The organism is Pseudidiomarina gelatinasegens (assembly GCF_004025325.1).
GTDB classification, from domain to species: Bacteria; Pseudomonadota; Gammaproteobacteria; order Enterobacterales; family Alteromonadaceae; genus Pseudidiomarina; species Pseudidiomarina gelatinasegens.
The window spans coordinates 328,446-344,329 of record NZ_RSFE01000002.1 but is presented as its reverse complement, the minus strand read 5'-3'; the positions used below and the strand labels follow the sequence as shown (position 1 = coordinate 344,329).

Annotated in this window: 13 protein-coding genes; 4 read left to right on the top strand and 9 right to left on the bottom strand. The window is 50.3% G+C overall.

What is annotated here, in order from left to right:
• Positions 1-4: 4 nt before the first annotated feature.
• From EGC76_RS03880 to EGC76_RS03850, 7 genes are read right to left on the bottom strand one after another with little or no spacing between them, the layout of a single operon-like run.
• Positions 5-1,951, bottom strand: coding sequence for an acetoacetate--CoA ligase (locus EGC76_RS03880; protein WP_128351705.1), 1,947 nt, complete (start codon positions 1,949-1,951; stop codon positions 5-7).
• Positions 1,948-2,859 carry a hydroxymethylglutaryl-CoA lyase gene (locus EGC76_RS03875; protein ID WP_128351704.1) on the bottom strand — a complete coding sequence of 304 codons (912 nt, stop codon included), beginning with the start codon at positions 2,857-2,859 and terminating at the stop codon, positions 1,948-1,950. Before EGC76_RS03875 ends, EGC76_RS03880 begins: the two co-directional genes overlap by 4 nt.
• Before the next feature lie 9 nt (positions 2,860-2,868).
• Complete coding sequence (locus EGC76_RS03870; protein WP_128351703.1) at positions 2,869-4,827, bottom strand: acetyl/propionyl/methylcrotonyl-CoA carboxylase subunit alpha; 1,959 nt, start codon at positions 4,825-4,827, stop codon at positions 2,869-2,871.
• Between the two features lie 9 nt (positions 4,828-4,836).
• Complete coding sequence (locus tag EGC76_RS03865; RefSeq protein ID WP_128351702.1) at positions 4,837-5,625, bottom strand: enoyl-CoA hydratase-related protein; 789 nt, start codon at positions 5,623-5,625, stop codon at positions 4,837-4,839.
• Between the two features lie 9 nt (positions 5,626-5,634).
• A complete protein-coding gene (locus tag EGC76_RS03860) occupies positions 5,635-7,242 on the bottom strand; it encodes a carboxyl transferase domain-containing protein (protein ID WP_128351701.1) in 1,608 nt (535 codons plus the stop codon).
• A gap of 21 nt (positions 7,243-7,263) precedes the next feature.
• The gene (locus EGC76_RS03855) at positions 7,264-8,433 is read right to left on the bottom strand and encodes an isovaleryl-CoA dehydrogenase (protein WP_128351700.1); all 1,170 of its coding nucleotides are present in this window, start codon (positions 8,431-8,433) and stop codon (positions 7,264-7,266) included.
• A 2-nt stretch (positions 8,434-8,435) separates the two neighbouring features.
• Positions 8,436-8,861 carry a MerR family transcriptional regulator gene (locus EGC76_RS03850; protein WP_128351699.1) on the bottom strand — a complete coding sequence of 142 codons (426 nt, stop codon included), beginning with the start codon at positions 8,859-8,861 and terminating at the stop codon, positions 8,436-8,438.
• 104 nt (positions 8,862-8,965) lie between these two features.
• Here EGC76_RS03850 and EGC76_RS03845 point away from each other — a divergent pair, with 104 nt between their 5' ends.
• Positions 8,966-10,147, top strand: coding sequence for an acetyl-CoA C-acyltransferase (locus EGC76_RS03845; RefSeq protein ID WP_128351698.1), 1,182 nt, complete (start codon positions 8,966-8,968; stop codon positions 10,145-10,147).
• Here EGC76_RS03845 and EGC76_RS03840 read toward each other — a convergent pair.
• Positions 10,144-10,992, bottom strand: coding sequence for an EamA family transporter (locus tag EGC76_RS03840; RefSeq protein ID WP_128351697.1), 849 nt, complete (start codon positions 10,990-10,992; stop codon positions 10,144-10,146). The two genes, EGC76_RS03845 and EGC76_RS03840, sit on opposite strands and share 4 nt — an antisense overlap.
• A gap of 8 nt (positions 10,993-11,000) precedes the next feature.
• Entirely contained in the window at positions 11,001-11,927 is a 927-nt protein-coding gene (locus tag EGC76_RS03835) for a helix-turn-helix transcriptional regulator (RefSeq protein ID WP_128351696.1), read from the bottom strand.
• Between the two features lie 128 nt (positions 11,928-12,055).
• On the opposite strand from EGC76_RS03835, the gene EGC76_RS03830 reads away from it, so the two are divergent.
• From EGC76_RS03830 to EGC76_RS03820, 3 genes are read left to right on the top strand one after another with little or no spacing between them, the layout of a single operon-like run.
• Positions 12,056-13,555, top strand: a complete 1,500-nt coding sequence (locus tag EGC76_RS03830) for a CoA-acylating methylmalonate-semialdehyde dehydrogenase (protein ID WP_128351695.1) — start codon at positions 12,056-12,058, stop codon at positions 13,553-13,555.
• 12 nt (positions 13,556-13,567) lie between these two features.
• A complete protein-coding gene (locus tag EGC76_RS03825; protein ID WP_128351694.1) occupies positions 13,568-14,725 on the top strand; it encodes an acyl-CoA dehydrogenase family protein in 1,158 nt (385 codons plus the stop codon).
• A 33-nt stretch (positions 14,726-14,758) separates the two neighbouring features.
• Positions 14,759-15,883 (top strand): enoyl-CoA hydratase/isomerase family protein, encoded by a 1,125-nt coding sequence (locus tag EGC76_RS03820; RefSeq protein ID WP_128351693.1) that lies wholly within the window; start codon positions 14,759-14,761, stop codon positions 15,881-15,883.
• The last annotated feature ends 1 nt before the right edge of the window (position 15,884 follow it).

Sequence of the window (15,884 nt, the reverse complement as noted above, 5' to 3'; positions counted from 1 at the left end):
GTCCTTAACCGTGTTGTAGCTCAGCGCGATTCTTAAATTGCGCTAAGGCTTCAGGGTTGGCTAATGCATCGGTATTTTTAACGGTTTCACCGTGCACGACTTGACGCACCGCTAACTCGACGATTTTGCCACTGATAGTACGCGGTATGTCGGTTACTTGTGCAATAACGGCAGGCACATGGCGCGGTGTGGCATTGGCGCGAATCACTTTACGAATTTGCTGCTGCAGTTCGTCGGTCAGTTCCACGCCGTCACGTAAACGCACAAATAACACTACACGTTCGTCGTCTTGCCAGCGTTGGCCGATGGCAATGCTTTCTAAAACCGCATCAATTTTTTCAACCTGACGATAAATCTCTGCGGTGCCAATGCGCACGCCACCTGGATTCAGTACTGCATCTGAACGCCCGTAAATGATAACGCCTTGATGTTCGGTGATTTCAGCATAGTCGCCGTGCGCCCAAATATTATCAAACCGTGCGAAGTAAGCATTGAAATAACGCTGGCCGTCTTCATCATTCCAAAATCCAATTGGCATGCAAGGAAAGCTTTTACAGCAAACTAACTCACCTTTTTGTTCGGTCACTGCAACACCTTGGTCGTTAAATACTTGCACATCAAGGCCGAGCCCTTTGCATTGCAGCTCACCGCGGTATACAGGCAATATCGGATTGCCCAAGGCAAAACAAGAAACAATGTCAGTGCCGCCAGAAATAGAGGACAGGCAGATGTTTTGTTTAATGTCGCGGTACACGTAATCGAAACTTTCTGGCGCCAATACTGAGCCCGTTGTGAGAATTGCGCGCAGGGCACTCAATTGATGGTGCTGAGCTGGTTTGTACTCGGCTTTTTCGAGTGCCGAAAGGTATTTGGCACTGGTGCCGAACACACTGATTTTTTCTTGTTCGGCGATATCCCACATGGCTTCAGGGCCCGGATAAAAAGGCGAGCCGTCAAACAGCAGTAGGGTGGCGCCTTGAGCGAGGCCAGACACCAACCAATTCCACATCATCCAGCCGCAGGTGGTGAAGTAGAAAACCACATCGTCACGGTCAATATCGGTATGCAAACCATGTTCTTTCACATGTTGCAGCAAGGTGCCGCCAATGCCATGTACGATGCATTTCGGAACGCCCGTGGTGCCTGAGCTAAACATGATGTAGAGCGGGGCATTGAATGGCATACGAACAAATTCGAGCGTGGTGGTACTGCGATCAAGATAGTCGTTCCATGCGCTTATACCGGCACTGAATTTTGGGTTGAAACCAGCAAAGTTAACGACAATGGTTTGTTCAACGGAAGGCAGTTGCTCACGAATTGCAGCAACTTTCTCACTGATATCCAGTTGTTTACCGTTATAAAAATAGCCATCAACGGTGATAAATACTTTTGGCTCTATTTGACCGAAACGATCAACCACGCCTTGCACGCCAAAGTCTGGCGAACAGCTTGACCATATGGCGCCTAAGCTGGTGGTGGCCAGCATACCAATGATGGTTTCGATGCAGTTGGGCATCATTGCCGCAACGCGGTCACCAGCGCTAACGCCTTGCTTTTTCAGAGCTGAAGCGAGCGCCGCGACTTCATGACGTAATTCTGCGTAGGTGAGTTGCTGACGTGCGCCGTTCTCTCCGCGAAACACGATCGCAATGTGATCGTCATTAAAGCGGAGCAGATTTTCGGCAAAATTTAGCTGCGCATCTGGAAACCATTGCGCGCCGGGTAGTTTGCTGCCATTTACCAAAGTACGCTCGCCGCGTTCGCCGATAATGTCAAAATAGTCCCAAACTGAACGCCAAAATGCTTCATTTTGGTCAACTGACCATGCGTGTAAGTCAGCGTAATTTGCGAATGATTGATTGTGTTTCTGGTTTACGGTTCGCATAAAGTCGGTCATGCGCGCCGCAGCAATTTGGCTTGAGTCAGGTTGCCACATTATAGGTGTTGTCATGGTGTGCGATCCTGTTTTGCAAGTTCTGCGATTGCAACGTTCGAGCGCGGGCCGTGATTAAGATGTTGGCACACATCAGCACCGGCTTGAACGAGTTGATTTAAGTTGATACCGGTATCTATGCCCATACCGTGCAGCATAAAGACCACGTCTTCTGTGGCTACGTTGCCGCTGGCACCTTTGGCATAAGGGCAGCCACCGAGGCCTGCCACCGCGCTATCTATGGTGGCAACACCCATAGGTAAGCAACTGGCGATATTGGCCAGAGCTTGGCCATAGGTATTGTGAAAGTGCAGCGCTAAGTGTTCCATGGGTACTTTAGCGGCCACAGCGCTGAGCATGCGTTGGGCATGAAGCGGCGTGCCGACCCCAATGGTATCGCCCAGCGACACTTCGTAGCAGCCCATCTGCCATAGTTTTTCAGCTACCCAGGCAACGTCGTCGAGGGCTACTTCGCCTTGATAGGGGCAACCCAATACACAACTAACATAGCCGCGTACTCTCATGTTACGCGCCTGTGCTGCCGCAATCACGGGTGCGAAACGCTCAAGACTTTCCGCAATACTGCAATTGATGTTTTTCTGGCTAAATGCCTCTGATGCCGCGCCAAATATGGCTACTTCGTCAGCACCAGCGGCAACTGCCGCTTCAAAGCCTTTTAAGTTAGGCGTCAAGGCGGCGTAGGTGCGCCCAGCCAAGCGTTCGATACCGGCAAAAACGTCACTGCTATCAGCCATCTGCGGCACCCATTTGGGGCTCACAAACGCGCCGGTTTCAATGTACGTTAGGCCGGCATGGCCCAATGCGTTGACCAATGCAATCTTTGCTTCAACCGGCACGGCAAGTTCGTTCTGCAGACCATCACGCGGGCCGACTTCAACAATTTTCACCTGCTTAGGCAATGCCATGGGTTGTCCTTATTCGTCTTTTAAACTAATGAGCTCGGCACCATCGCTGACTAAGTCGCCGGCTTGGTAGAATACTTGATCAATTTCCCCATCGCGTGGTGCGCGAATGGTGTATTCCATTTTCATGGCTTCCATGATTACCAAGGCTTGGTCAGCGGTGACGTTATCGCCTGCGTTAACCATAACTTGAACGACCGTGCCATTCATCGGCGCAGTGAGCGTGCCGGCAGCGGTTTCTTGCTCAAGTGTATCGGTTACGTTGTGGCGATTAAAGCGTAAACTCGCGTGTTCTGTCATTACGACAATTTCATGCGCAGCACGCATCACGTGCGCCTTGAAGCGACGGCCGTTACGGGTGAAAAATAACTGCTCACCAATACGGTCAACCTGCCATGCGGCGTCATGCTCGGCTTGGTACCAAGCGTTGTCGCGCTCTGCCAAATTGATATCCAGCAAGTCATCGCCATGTTGCAAACTCAAGCCAAATTGGCGTGGCTGATTCATGCGGAAGCTATGCTGAGTCAACCATGGGTTTGCTGATTTGCTAGCTTTCTCATCCAAGCGTTCAGCCAGTGTCGCCATAACAGCGTAGTCATTCACTAAGTGGCTGGTGTCGGTGAATAGGTCTGCGTCATATTTTTCAATAAAGCGGGTGGTTAATTCGGCTTGGCCAAATTTCTTGTGCCCCGCGATACGTCGTAAGAAATCAATATTGGTGCGTACACCAGCAACGCGATAGTCATTTAATGCTTGCATGAGACGACGTAACGCAATGGTACGGTTCTCACCCCAGACCACCAGTTTGGCAATCATAGGGTCGTAGTAAGAGCTGACCACGTCACCTTCGATAACACCACTGTCGATGCGCACATGGGCGTTGGCCTGTGGTGGGCGCAGCACATGCAGGGTGCCAGTACTTGGTAAGAACTCGTGTTCTGGGTCTTCCGCGTAAATTCGCGCTTCAAACGAGTGGCCATTCACTTCAACTTGGTCTTGCGCAAGTGGTAACGGCTCACCGCTGGCGACCAATAGCTGCCATGCGACCAAGTCCTGCCCGGTAACCATTTCAGTTACTGGATGCTCAACTTGCAAGCGGGTGTTCATTTCCATGAAGTAGAACTTATTGTCGGTATCGAGCAAGAACTCAACCGTGCCTGCACCAACGTAGTCTATCGCTTGGGCAGCGCGCACTGCGGCTTCACCCATTTCGGTACGGGTTTTGGTACTGATGGACGGCGCCGGCGCTTCTTCAATTACTTTTTGATGGCGGCGTTGCACTGAACAATCGCGCTCAGCCAAGTAAACGGCGTTGCCGTGCTCATCACAAAAAACTTGAATCTCAACGTGGCGCGGATTACCGATGAATTTCTCCACCAGCATTTTATCGTTACCAAACGAGGCTTGAGCCTCGCGCTTGGCAGAACTTAACGCCTCATCAAACTGTTTCGCGGTTTCAACCACACGCATGCCTTTACCACCGCCACCGTAGGCTGCCTTAAGCAGCACTGGGTAGCCGATTTTCTCAGCTTCACTGCGCAGTGTTTCAACATTTTGGTCACTGCCGTGATAACCCGGCACCAGCGGCACGCCAGCTTCGCTCATGATCGATTTCGCCGCGCTTTTTGATCCCATCGCCGCAATGGCACTGGTCGGTGGGCCGACAAAGATGATGTTATTGCTGGCACAGGCATCGGCAAATTCTTCGTTCTCGGATAAAAAGCCATAACCTGGGTGAATGGCATCGGCACCGGTTTCTTTTGCGGCAGCAATGATTTTGTCGATAACTAAATAACTTTCCGCACTTGGCGCCGGGCCAATGTGAATACTTTCATCAGCCAGCTGCACATGTTGTGCATTGCGATCGGCATCAGAGTAAACCGCGACAGTACGAATACCAAGGTCGCGAGCGGTTCGAATAACACGGCATGCAATTTCGCCGCGGTTAGCAATCAGCAATTTTTGCAACATTGCTTATCCTTATTTGTGTGAAGTTTTCCAGTTCGGCGCACGCTTTTCTAAAAACGCTGTAAGACCTTCTTGGCCTTCGGCCGAAACCCGAATTTCTGCAATGCGTTCAATGGCGATACGCCGCGTACTTGCATTGAGTGGTTGTTGATCAATGGCCAACGCCAGCTGTTTCGCCGCGGTTACTGCCGCGGGGCTATTGCCTACCAAGTCTTCAATAAGCGGTGTCGCGGCCTCTTGCAGGTTGTCTACCACGTTGTGTACCAGCCCAATACGCGCCGCTTCTTCAGCATCGAAGCGTTCCGCGGTAAGCATGTAACGACGCGCGTGGCGGGTGCCTATGGCGCGCATCACATACGGGCTAATAACTGCTGGAATTAAGCCAATTTTAACTTCGCTCAGGCAAAAACTGCTGGCTGGGGTGGCTAAGGCAATATCACAGCACGCAGCTAACCCAACCGCACCGCCGAAGGCCGCACCTTGCACGAGTGCAATAGTTGGTTTGGGCAGTTCATCGAGTTCTTGCATTAAGCGCGATAATTCACCGGCATCGGCAATGTTTTCGTCGTAGTTTTTCGCGGCCATCGAGCGCATCCAACCTAAATCAGCGCCGGCGGAAAAATTCTTCCCATTTGACTGCAGCACCAACACGCGCGCAGCGTCGTTGTCGCGCACGTGGGCCAAAGCATCAAGCAGTTCAGCAATCATGCTGTCGTCAAAGGCATTATGCACCTTTGGGCGATTCAGCGTTAGCCAAGCGACATGATTGGTTATCTGTAATTCAATTGCTGTATAAGTCATGCGTGCTCCTTACATGCGGAATACGCCGAACTTGGTGTCGGCAATTGGTGCATTGTTGGCGGCTGCAAGACTTAAACCTAACACCGACCGCGTTTGCGCGGGGTCAATGATGCCGTCGTCCCATAAGCGGGCAGAGGCATAGTAAGGGTGCCCTTGCTTCTCATAGGTGTCGACAATCGGTTGTTTAAGCTTCTGCTCGTCATCGGCGCTCATGGTTTCACCTTTGCGCGCCAAGTTGTCTTTGGTCACTTGCGCCATAACGCCAGCGGCTTGCTCGCCACCCATGACCGAAATGCGGGCATTTGGCCACATAAACATCAGAGTTGGGTCATAAGCTCGGCCACACATGCCATAGTTACCGGCGCCGTAGCTGCCACCAATTAATACCGTAAATTTCGGAACCTGTGCACAGCTTACTGCGGTAACCATTTTCGCACCGTGTTTAGCAATGCCTTCCGCTTCGTATTTTTTACCAACCATAAAGCCGGTGATGTTCTGTAAAAACACCAATGGAATTTTGCGTTGGGCGCACAACTCAATAAAGTGCGCACCTTTTTGGGCTGATTCAGAAAATAAGATGCCGTTGTTTGCCACAATACCAACTGGGTAGCCGTGAATGCGGGCAAAGCCGGTGACTAAGGTGTTGCCGTAATTCTGTTTGAATTCATCAAAATCAGAATCATCAACCACGCGCGCAATCACTTCGCGAACATCATAAGGCTTACGTAGATCAGTACCGACAATGCCGTACAATTCTTTGGCATCGAAGCGCGGTTCTTTAACCGGCTCTGGCTTCACGGCTTCAGCACCTTGATAGTTTAACCGCACCACTGAACGGCGCGCTAACGCCAAGGCGTGCTCATCATTCATAGCAAAGTGATCGGCAACACCAGAAATACGGGTGTGAACATCAGCGCCGCCAAGTTCTTCGGCGCTTACTTCTTCGCCGGTGGCTGCTTTTACAAGTGGCGGACCCGCTAAGAAGATTGTGCCTTGCTCTTTAACGATAATGCTTTCGTCGGCCATGGCTGGCACATAAGCACCGCCAGCGGTACACAAACCCATGACCACAGCGATTTGCGGAATGCCTTTGGCGGACATGTTGGCTTGATTAAAGAAAATACGGCCAAAGTGATCGCGGTCCGGGAATACTTCGTCCTGGCGTGGCAGGTTAGCGCCACCAGAGTCGACAAGATAAATACAGGGCAGGTGACAACGCTCGGCTATTTCCTGCGCGCGTAAATGCTTTTTCACGGTCAGCGGGTAATAGGTGCCGCCTTTTACCGTGGCGTCATTAGCGACGATCATGCATTGCACGCCTTCAACCATGCCAATACCAGCAACCACACCGGCAGCGGGCACGTAGTCTTCGTAACATTCCCACGCCGCGAACTGGCCAACTTCTAAAAACGGCGAGCCGCTGTCGAGTAATTTTTCAATGCGCTGGCGGGCAAGTAACTTGCCACGCGCAAGGTGACGTTCTTGATACTTCGGGCCGCCACCTTGTTTAATTTGTTCAGCTTTGGCGTACAAATCATCCACCACGCTCTGCATGGCTTGTTGATTGGCCAAAAATGTTTCGTCTTTGGGGTTCACTGTGCTGGTTAATACCGTCACGATTGCGACTCCTGATTCTACTTATGCGGATTCGCTGAACAGCTCGCGGCCGATCAGCATGCGACGAATTTCTGAGGTGCCTGCGCCAATTTCATATAACTTGGCGTCACGCAGCAAACGACCTGTTGCGTACTCGTTAATATACCCGTTACCGCCGAGTAATTGAATGGCGTCGAGTGCGAGTTGCGTGGCAAGTTCGGCAGCATATAAAATTGCGCCAGCAGCGTCTTTACGGGTGGTTTCACCACGGTCACAGGACTGCGCAACGGCATAAACGTATGCACGCGCTGCATTGGTACGGGTATACATGTCAGCGACTTTGCCTTGCACTAACTGGAACTCGCCAATGGCTTTACCGAATTGCTTGCGGTCATGCAGATAGGGAATCACGACGTCCAAACATGCCTGCATAATGCCACATGGGCCAGATGCTAAAACGGCACGCTCGTAATCCAAACCGCTCATTAATACTTCAACACCACGGTCTAATTCGCCCAAAATGTTCTCTACCGGCACTTTGCAGTCTTCAAAAACCAATTCACAGGTGTTTGAACCGCGCATGCCGAGCTTATCGAGTTTCTGTGCAGTGCTAAAGCCCGGGTAATCTTTTTCAATAATGAATGCGGTGATTCCGCGTGAACTTTTCTCAGGAGAAGTCTTTGCATAAACCACCAACACATCAGCGTCAGGGCCATTGGTAATCCACATTTTGTTGCCGTTCAGCACGTAGTGATCACCTTGCAGGTCAGCGCGCAGTTTCATACTTACCACATCAGAACCGGCATTGGGTTCGCTCATGGCCAATGCACCGACGTGCTCGCCGCTGCAGAGTTTAGGTAAGTATTTTTCTTTTTGTGCTTGATTGCCGTTACGGGCAATTTGGTTCACACATAGGTTTGAATGCGCACCATAGCTCAGGCCAACGGATGCTGAGGCGCGGCTGATTTCTTCCATAGCAACCACGTGCTCAAGGTAACCCAAGCCGGAACCACCGAATTCTTCAGGTACAGTCATGCCTAAAAGACCTAAGTCACCCATTTTGCGCCAAAGGTCAGCAGGGAATTCATTTTTTTCATCAATTTCAGCGGCACGCGGCGCAATTTCGTCACGCGCAAAGGCATTCACAGATTCACGTATCATTTCTGCCGTTTCGCCAAGGCCGAAATTAAAGGTGGTGTATTGACTGATCATAATTACTCCTGATTTGGTGCTACAGAACCCGTTACCTTTTGATTTGCTTCTATTTCTGAAAGCTCATCGCGACAACGATCTTCTAAGTTAGTGAGTTCTACCAATAGTACTTTGATGTCTTCAAGTTGCTGTTTGAGCGACATTCTTTTGTCGTCAATCAGCGCTAATACGGTGTGCAGTTGGCGTGCGCTACTGTTTTCCATGTCGTACAGGTCAAACAGGTTTTTCGTTTCTGCCAACGAAAACCCTAAACGTTTGCCACGCAGAATTAGTTTTAAACGCACGCGATCTTTATTTGTGTATAAGCGTGTTTGCCCTTGCCGTTGCGGCGAGAGCAGGCCTTGGTCTTCATAGAAGCGAATACTACGGGTGGTAATGTCGAATTCCCGCGCAATTTCACCGATACTGTAGATAGTTGATGCGTTCATTTTTACTTGCTTGTGGTTGTTTAGACAGTTAAGCTTAATGCAAGTTGACGTTAACGTAAAGGTAAGAGATACCGAAATCGTTATTAGTTATTCCAACAGGAGATATTATGTCTGATGCAGTAGTCATTGTTGCCGCGAAACGTACCCCTATGGGCGGCTTTCAAGGAAGTCTCGGCGAAGTAAGTGCTCCGAACTTAGGTGCAATCGCAATTAAAGCAGCCCTTGCTGAAAGTGGTTTGCAAGGTGACGATGTGCACGAAGTGATTATGGGGAATGTGTTACCAGCCGGTTTAGGCCAGGCTCCGGCGCGTCAGGCGACGCTCTATGCTGGATTGCCGCGCAGTGCGGGTGCAACCACAATTAATAAGGTATGTGGCTCAGGTTTGAAAGCGGTGATGTTTGCACATGATCTTATCCACGTGGGTTCGGCGGATGTGGTTGTCGCTGGCGGTATGGAGAGCATGTCGAATGCACCGTATTTGCTGAAAAAGGCCCGCGGCGGTTTCCGCATGGGACACGACGCAATCTATGACCACATGATGCTTGATGGTTTAGAAGATGCCTATGAAGGCAAAGCCATGGGCTGTTACGCGCAGAGTACTGCAGATGAGTATGGCATTGGTCGCGAAGCGATGGACAATTTCGCGCTGGCATCGTTGAGCCGCGCGCAACACGCCATTAAAGACGGCTTGTTTGTGAATGAAATTACACCGGTGACTTATTCTACCCGCAAGGGCGATGTGACGGTTGAGATTGATGAACAGCCGGGCAAAGCCATGCCGGACAAGATTCCAGGCTTACGCCCCGCATTTGCGAAAGACGGCACGATAACTGCAGCAAACTCAAGTTCTATTTCCGACGGTGCTGCAGCACTGGTATTGATGCGTGAAAGTGACGCTAAAGCGCGTGGTTTAAAACCGTTGGCGCGCGTTGTTGGGCATGCCACGCATTCGCAGGCTCCGGCTGAGTTCACGGTGGCGCCAATTGGTGCAATGAACAAGTTGCTCGACAAAGTGCAGTGGAGCAAAGACGACGTTGACCTTTGGGAAATTAACGAAGCCTTTGCCATGGTCACCATGTTAGCGATGCAACAGATGGATTTAGATCACGACAAAGTGAACGTGAATGGCGGCGCATGTGCGTTAGGCCACCCAATTGGCGCGAGCGGTGCACGATTATTAGTTACGTTGCTTCACGCCTTGCAAAACCGCGGTAAAAAACGCGGCGTAACCTCATTATGTATTGGTGGCGGTGAAGCTGTGGCTGTCGCGGTAGAAATGCTTTAATTTCGGCGCTTAGAGGCCAGCCAAACTGCAACCAGCAGAATGGCACCACCTAGGGCAAGTCGAAGCCAGTCGACGGCTTGCCCCCAAAACACATAATTAATGATAAGGCCGGCAGGTATCAGCATATTGTTCATGGTGGCCAGTTGCGCCACGTTGACGCGTTTAGCGCCAAGGTTCCAAGCCAGGTAACCAAAACCTGATGCACCGAGACCGAGCCATAGCAAGATACCCCACTGCAAATTGGTAGTGGGGGTTTTTGTAAAGTCGGCAAACAACATCATGGCAATGCCTGAGGTGATGGTGGCACCGACAAAAAATAGCGCAAAAGCGTGCAGTTGGTTGCGTGCATCACCAAGCTCTAAGCGCTTATAAAACACTTGCCCGGCGGCGAAGCAAATGTTCGCAGCCTGGATCAGTAAAAAGCCGGTAAGAAACGCATCACTGAGTGCATCGAACCGAATGACCGCAGCACCGACAACAGCGACTGCAGCGGCAAGCCACCAGTGTGACGGTAAATGACGGCGCTCGAAGAACAGGTCGTCAATTAAGGTCACATACAGTGGCGTGAAAATAGTGAACAAGAGCACTTCTGGCACCGTAAGGTAAAGAAATGCGTGATACAGAAATAAATACATAACACCAATTTGCAAGGCACCGATGCATGCGAGTTGCCATTGCTGCCGAAAGGCTAATCGGGCAGGACGCCACAGCGGAAGAAATAGCGCAAGCGCTAGCACCATGCGGATAAAGACTGCGATATAGCCGTCAACTTGGCCAGCGAGAAACTCACCGATTAGAGAAAAACTTGCTGCCCACAATGCGGTAACGGCCCACAAAATCCACATAGATGCTCCTAGGTTTTGGTGTTTGTTGATGATGAAAGTGCGTCGGTTTGCGAGAGTACCTTAGCGACTGAACTTTCTCGATAAAATTGTGGGGATATTCCCATAGTTTTCTTAAATAAACGCGAAAAGTAGTAGGGGTCGTCAAACCCTAACTGTTGACTAATTTGACGAATTGAATCGGTACTACTGTCGAGTAGTTGGCAGGCTAATTTGACCCGAATTTGGTTAAAATAGCGCATGGGACTGGTGCCAGTAAACTGCTTAAATTTCTTGCTGAAATGAAAGCGTGATAGTCCAGCAAAGTCAGCGAATTCGTCTAGGCTTAAGTCGCGATGAGAATTATCGTACATAAAGCGCTCGAGCGCGGGCAAATCGAACCCAGCTGGCGCTTGCATGGTCGAAGTCAAACGCGGTAGCTCAACAATAATGCGCTGCAGTAGGCTAGCAGCCACGACAGCGGCCGCAAATTGGTGCCGCTGCGTTTGTAAATTCAGTAAGTCGGTAACAACGGGAATTAATTGCCGCCAGCGGCTTAACGTTAGTACTGGCTGTTGTGCGGTTAGCTCAAGAAAGTCCATGCATGCGGCGGCAGCTGAGCCTTGAAAATGCGCCCAATAAATACTCCACGGTTGCTCGTTGGATGCAGCATAGGCATGCGACTCGCCAGCAGGGAGTAGCAATAATTGACCTGCTTCGAGTGAACCGTCGGCATGTTGGGTGCGAAACCACCCTTGGCCGCGGTGGCAAAATATTAATAGAAAATCGGTGTGTTGCAGGCGTTCAACTTGGTGGCCAAGAGCATCAACATAATGGCCATAAGCCAATGGATACAAGTGTTTGGTTAATGGATGCCGCGAAAGTTGGCGGGTTAATTGTAACGGCAATACCACCCGTGAGCTGCCCGTAGGTAGCGGCCACGATGAGGGTTGGCTCATGCTTTACTCCGATGATCGCAATTTTGTCCATTATAGGGGCAATATCGTCGATGTTAAAGCGCCATGAAAAGACCGACAATATAGAAATACGAAATGCGACAAACGAATTAAACAACGAGGTAGTGATTATGAGTAAGAAAGTTCCTTTATTTATCGACGGTGAATTTGTCCAGTCGAACACCAGTAACTGGATTGATGTAACCAATCCGGCGACACAAGAAGTAATCGCTCAGGCGCCATGCGCCACACAGGACGAAATGAAGCAGGCCGTGGAAAGCGCGAAGAAAGCGTTTTTAACGTGGAAAGAAGTGCCAGTTAGTGAACGTGCTCGCGTTATGATGCGTTACCAAGCGTTGCTTAAAGAGCACCACGATGAAATCGCTGAGATTCTAGCCAGCGAAACCGGTAAAACCTTTGATGACGCGAAAGGCGATGTATGGCGCGGAATTGAAGTGGTTGAACACGCAGCAAACATACCTTCGTTGCTGATGGGTGAAACGGTTGAGAACGTGGCACGCGGTATTGATAGCTACAGCTATACGCAACCATTGGGTGTGTGCGCGGGTATTACACCGTTTAACTTCCCGGCGATGATTCCGTTATGGATGTTCCCGCTTTCAATTGCCTGTGGTAACACCTTTATTCTTAAACCTTCTGAGCAAGACCCGCTTACACCAACGCGTTTGGTTGAGTTGTTTGAACAAGCTGGTGCGCCGAAGGGCGTATTGCAAGTCATTCACGGCGGCAAAGAACAAGTCGATTTCTTGTTGGATGAGCCAGCTGTGCGTGCGATTTCATTCGTCGGTTCAGTTGCGGTAGGTCAATACATTTACCGTCGCGGTACGGAAAACATGAAGCGCGTGCAAGCATTTGCGGGTGCGAAAAACCATTGTGTGATCATGCCTGATGCAAATAAATCACAAGTGATCAGCAACTTAGTTGGTGCGTCTGTAGGTGCTGCTGGCCAACGCTGTATGGCCATTTCGGTTGCGGTATTTGTTGGTGCTGCACGCGAGTGGATTCCAGAAGTAGCCGCTGAGCTTGCGAAAGTTAAGCCGGGCGCATGGAATGACAAAAACGCCGCTTATGGTCCGGTAATTAGCCCACAAGCAAAACAACGCGTTGAAAACTTCATCACCCAGGGCCAAAAAGAAGGCGCTGAGCTGTTGGTTGATGGCCGCAACTGTGAAGTTGAAGGCTTCCCGAACGGCAACTGGGTTGGACCAACCATGTTTGGTAAAGTAACCACCGATATGGAAATTTATAAGAACGAGATTTTCGGCCCGGTATTGTGTGCAACTGAAGTTGACACCTTGGATGACGCATTAGCAATGGTTAATGCCAACCCATACGGTAACGGTACGTCAATCTTTACCGCTAGCGGTGCCGCTGCACGTAAATACCAGCACAATGTTGAAGTGGGTCAGGTAGGTATCAATATTCCAATTCCGGTGCCACTACCATTCTTCTCATTCACTGGTTGGAAAGGTTCATTCTTTGGTGATTTGCATGCTTATGGTAAGCAGGCTGTGCGTTTCTATAGCGAAACTAAAACCATTACTGCGCGTTGGTTCGAAAGCGATATTGAAGACGCTAACGGTCCAAATATGACTATTCATTTGAAGTAATAGGACGTTGTCATGAATTTTAATTTAACTGACGACCAACAAGCTTTTGTCGATACGGCAAAAGCTTTTGCTGACAAAGAACTGGCGCCGTTCGCGGCGCAATGGGACGAAGAGTCTCATTTCCCAATTGAAGTGTTCCGTAAAGCCGGTGAAATGGGTTTTATGGGCATGTACACGCCAGAAGATGCGGGTGGTTTTGGCATGAGCCGACTCGACGCCGCGCTTATTTTTGAGCAGTTGGCGATGGGCTGTACTGCAACCACAGCCATGATGACCATTCATAACATGGTGACCTGGATGATCGGTTCATTCGCGCAGCCGGATGTGATTGAACAGTGGGTGCCTGAGCTTGTGACCGGCGAAAAGCTCGGTTCGTATTGCTTGACTGAACCGGGTGCTGGTTCTGATGCAGCGAGTTTACGTACGTCAGCTAAAAAAGAAGGCGACGAATACGTACTAAATGGTTCGAAAATGTTTATTTCTGGTGCCGGTAGTACCGATGTACTAGTGGTTATGGCGCGCACCGGCGAGCCCGGACCGAAAGGTATTTCGGCATTTGTGGTTCCGGCTGACGCAGCGGGCATCAGCTACGGTAAGAAAGAAGCGAAAATGGGCTGGAATGCGCAGCCAACTCGCTTAGTTACCTTTGAAGATGTACGGATTCCGGCACAGAATCTGCTTGGCCAGGAAGGCGAAGGCTTTAAATTTGCCATGATGGGCTTAGACGGCGGTCGTATTAATATTGCCGTGTGTTCAGTGGGCACTGCGCAGGCAGCGCTGGAAACTGCAACCAACTATATGCATGAGCGCACCCAGTTCGGTAAAGAATTAGGGCACTTCCAAGCGTTGCAATTTAAGCTGGCGGATATGGCCACTGAACTTGTTGCCGCGCGTCAAATGGTGCGTTTGGCGGCATTTAAAGTGGACAGCAATGATGCGGATAAAACCACCTATTGCGCCATGGCTAAACGTTTTGCGACCGATGTGGGTTTTCAGGTGTGTAACGAAGCACTGCAAATTCACGGTGGTTATGGATACATCAAGGAATACCCACTGGAGCGGCATGTACGCGATGTTCGTGTGCATCAAATTCTTGAGGGCACCAACGAGATCATGCGCGTGATTATTGCGCGCCGCTTGTTGGCAGATATGGACCGAGCCATCCTTTAAGGGTGGCTTTCTTGTCTATAACGGAGGTCAAACATGGACCAAGTAGTACTATTTGATGAACTCGAAGCTGCAAATGGCAAGCGCATTGGCGTTGCAACGCTGAACTCTGAAAAGTCGCTTAATGCGTTAAGCTTGCCAATGATTCAGTTAATGCAGCCGAAATTGAAGCAATGGGCTGACGATGACGCCATTGCTTGTGTATTTTTTCAAGGCGCTGGCGAAAAGGCATTCTGTGCAGGTGGCGACATTGTTGCCATGTATAAAGCGATGCAGGCTAAGCCAGGCGTATTGGTTGATGAAGTCGCTGACTTTTTTAGCCAGGAATATCGATTAGATTACGCCATTCATACCTTCCCGAAGCCAATTGTGCTGTGGGGCCATGGCATTGTCATGGGCGGCGGTATGGGCCTTATGAACGGTGCAAGCCACCGTATTGTTACTGAACGCTCGCTGTTGGCGATGCCTGAAGTGACTATTGGTTTATACCCCGACGTGGGCGCGACCCATTTCTTAAACCAAATGCCAGACGGCTGCGGATTATTTTTAGGCATCACCGGCGCACACATGAATGCGGCCGATGCCCTCTACCTGAAACTTGCCGATCATTTTATTGCGAGCACCAGTAAAGACGACGTTCTTGCGGGATTGCGTGAGGTGAAATGGGGCGACACTGCCGCGTTAAATCAACAAAAAGTAACGGACGTACTGAACGGTTTGAGTTTACGCGACAGCAGTCATCGTCCAGCGGGTCAAGTTGAGGGGCATCAGCGCCTTATCAAAAAACTAACCGCCGGTGCCGATATTGAGTCTGTTGTGGCAGCGATTGTGAATGATAAGACTGACGACAAGTGGTTAGCCAAGGCGCGTCAGACGTTAGCGGCCGGTTGCCCAATGACGGCGCACATTGTTTGGAATCAACTGCAGCATGGTACGGATTTGAGCTTGGCGGACTGTTTCCGGCTTGAGTTAACGTTGTCGGTGCAGTGCGCAATGCGCGGTGATTTCGCCGAAGGCATTCGCGCGTTGTTAATTGATAAAGACAAGCAGCCTAAATGGCAACATGCGTCAGTTGCTGAGGTTTCAGCAGAAGAGGTTGACGGCTTTTTCACCTCGCCGTGGAGTGCGGATGAGCACCCCCTTGCGCAGTTAGGTAAGTAAC

Bases quoted from the DNA above. Each gene is read 5' to 3' on its own strand.
- EGC76_RS03880 (WP_128351705.1), bottom strand. From the start codon at position 1,951: ATGACAACACCTATAATGTGGCAACCTGACTCAAGCCAAATTGCTGCG.
- EGC76_RS03865 (WP_128351702.1), bottom strand. From the start codon at position 5,625: ATGACTTATACAGCAATTGAATTACAGATAACCAATCATGTCGCTTGG.
- EGC76_RS03830 (WP_128351695.1), top strand. From the start codon at position 12,056: ATGAGTAAGAAAGTTCCTTTATTTATCGACGGTGAATTTGTCCAGTCG.
- EGC76_RS03875 (WP_128351704.1), bottom strand. From the start codon at position 2,859: ATGGCATTGCCTAAGCAGGTGAAAATTGTTGAAGTCGGCCCGCGTGAT.
- EGC76_RS03840 (WP_128351697.1), bottom strand. From the start codon at position 10,992: ATGTGGATTTTGTGGGCCGTTACCGCATTGTGGGCAGCAAGTTTTTCT.
- EGC76_RS03850 (WP_128351699.1), bottom strand. From the start codon at position 8,861: ATGAACGCATCAACTATCTACAGTATCGGTGAAATTGCGCGGGAATTC.
- EGC76_RS03835 (WP_128351696.1), bottom strand. From the start codon at position 11,927: ATGAGCCAACCCTCATCGTGGCCGCTACCTACGGGCAGCTCACGGGTG.
- EGC76_RS03820 (WP_128351693.1), top strand. From the start codon at position 14,759: ATGGACCAAGTAGTACTATTTGATGAACTCGAAGCTGCAAATGGCAAG.
- EGC76_RS03825 (WP_128351694.1), top strand. From the start codon at position 13,568: ATGAATTTTAATTTAACTGACGACCAACAAGCTTTTGTCGATACGGCA.
- EGC76_RS03855 (WP_128351700.1), bottom strand. From the start codon at position 8,433: ATGATCAGTCAATACACCACCTTTAATTTCGGCCTTGGCGAAACGGCA.
- EGC76_RS03870 (WP_128351703.1), bottom strand. From the start codon at position 4,827: ATGTTGCAAAAATTGCTGATTGCTAACCGCGGCGAAATTGCATGCCGT.